Annotated in this window: 2 protein-coding genes; both read left to right on the forward strand. The window is 61.9% G+C overall.

Going from position 1 to position 2,136, the window contains the following annotated elements:
* On the forward strand, positions 1–1,362 hold a 1,362-nt coding region (locus C8D99_RS15330; protein WP_166670242.1), incomplete at its 5' end, for a hypothetical protein.
* Positions 1,363–1,445: 83 nt separating this feature from the next.
* On the forward strand, positions 1,446–2,136 hold a 691-nt coding region (locus tag C8D99_RS15045; protein ID WP_133959319.1), incomplete at its 3' end, for a DUF2207 domain-containing protein.

Here is a 2,136-nt window from a genome sequence, read left to right on the forward strand (position 1 = left end):
TCCGTGGCCGTGGGCTATGGTGAGAAGGGATTCTCCCTGCAGGGGGCGATCCGTTTCACCGACGCAAAGAAGGACATCCTCGCCCGGATGGCCGAGGGCAAGGGACAGGAGGGCGACGTTGACGCCCTTATCAACAGCCCTGTTCCCGGAGAGCTGATCCTCGCTCCCTTCGAAGGATCCACCTACGCAGTGATCAGCGGCGGCATGGCCCTCGTGCTCGCCTCGGTGGAACAGGACATGGTCCTCGTGGGCTTCACCCCCGAGGACATCGCCGCAGCGAGGGAAGCGCTGAACGACGGCAGCAAGAGGATGAAGCTCGACAGGCGCCTTCCTCAGGGAAGCTTCTTCTTCTTCCACGACAACGGCATGGCAGCCTCCGAGCTCCAGGCCGAATCGGACGGAGTCCTGAAGGATCCCGTGGGAAACCTTCTGGCCGAGGCGGGCATCAACGCTTCGGACAAGGGGTTTGATTTCTCCGTGTTCACCAACTTCGCGAAGGTGTTTTCCCTCGCGGCCGACACACCGTCCATGCCCCTGACGAAGGACGACCGCATCCTGCTTGGCGGCGGGAAACCCTGGTTTACCCTTGTCGGCAGGCCCTTCCTCGAGAAGAAGCACTTCCAGGTTCTCCGTGAAGCCGCCGCCGGCGGAGACTACGATGCGGCCCAGGCCGTCCAGTTCCTGGATGCGGCCCAGCAGTTCGGGCTTGACGAGGATGCCATCCTGAAAATCCTCAAGACGGTCGGCATGGTGTTCGGCGGCCAGACGAAGCTTTTCGGCAGTCCTCTTCCAGGGGGATACCTTTACCTTTCAGGCGAAACAAAGGAAGTTCACCTGCTGCTGCCCCTGATGGAAATGGCCGCACGGGAGAGCGGCATGCCCTTCGAGCCCGTGACGAAGGCAGGCTGGACCGCGTTCTATGCGCTGAAAGACCCCGTGGACTTCGTCATGGGCATCAAAGACGGAGTTCTCCTGGCGGGTTTTCTGAGCCCCGAGGCTCTCGATGCGGCGCCCGAACTTTCCGACCGCATGAAGGCCCTCTACGGGGACGACAGGCTCCAGGGATTCCTTCATTTCGACGCGAAGGTGGTCCGGGACACTATTCTCTCCCTTCTCGACCCGGAAGGCCCGTGGGCTGCCTTCATCTCCGAGGAATCGGACCTGGTCGAGGGGATTCCCTACATCCTCGAAGGCCTGAAAGGGGCCCTGGAGTTCCGTTCGCTGGATATTCTCGCCTCCGACATGGAGCGGGCGGACTTCACCATTGTGACTGAAGCGGCGAAGCAGGAAGACATCGATGCCATCTCCGCCATGGCGGCGAAGTGGAGTGCCATGGGAGCGGAGGAGCAGAAAAAGCCGTGACGGAAAGAGTGTGACATGGGGGCTCCGGAGGCGAAAGCCTCCGGAGCCCTTTCAGAAAATGAGCCCGAGGGGGTGAGACGGCTGTGAGAAAGACTGGTTCACTGCTGCTTTCCGTATGTTTTGCCTGGATACTCCTCTGGGGGGCGTCCCCCCTTCCGGCCCAGGAGCGCATAGTGCGTTTCGACGTGGAGGCGGAGATCGGAACGGACGCCTCGCTGACCGTCACGGAGCGCATTGCCGTTGTGGCGGAGGGAAAGGATATCCGCAGAGGAATCATCCGGTCCATACCCACCGATTTCACCGACAGCGAAGGAAAGGTGCGGCGGGCTCCCCTTGACCTTGTCTCCGCCCTCCTCGACGGGAAGCCGACCCAGGCCCAGGTGAGCCGTGCCGGCGAACGGCTGGAGTTCCGCCTCGGCGATCCCGACGTTCTTCTGTCCTTCGGCAAGCACGTCTTCACCATCACGTACGTAACCGCCGGGCAGCTCGGTTTTTTTGATCAACACGACGAGCTCTACTGGAATGCCACGGGGAACGACTGGCCCTTTGTCATTGAAAAGGCGTCCTTTCGGGCGAAACTGCCTGGAAGGGACCACGGCGAGGGATTTTCGGCCGTGGAATTTTACACGGGAAGAACCGGTGAGAAGGGGCAGGATGCCCGGGCGCTTCCCGACGGGACCGTGGAATCAGCTGCCCCCTTTGCACCGGGTGAGGGGCTCACCGTAGTGTATTCCTGGCCCAAGGGGATCATCGCCCAGCCTTCCGAGCCTGCGC

Source organism: Aminivibrio pyruvatiphilus (genome assembly GCF_004366815.1).
Taxonomy (GTDB): Bacteria; Synergistota; Synergistia; order Synergistales; family Aminobacteriaceae; genus Aminivibrio; species Aminivibrio pyruvatiphilus.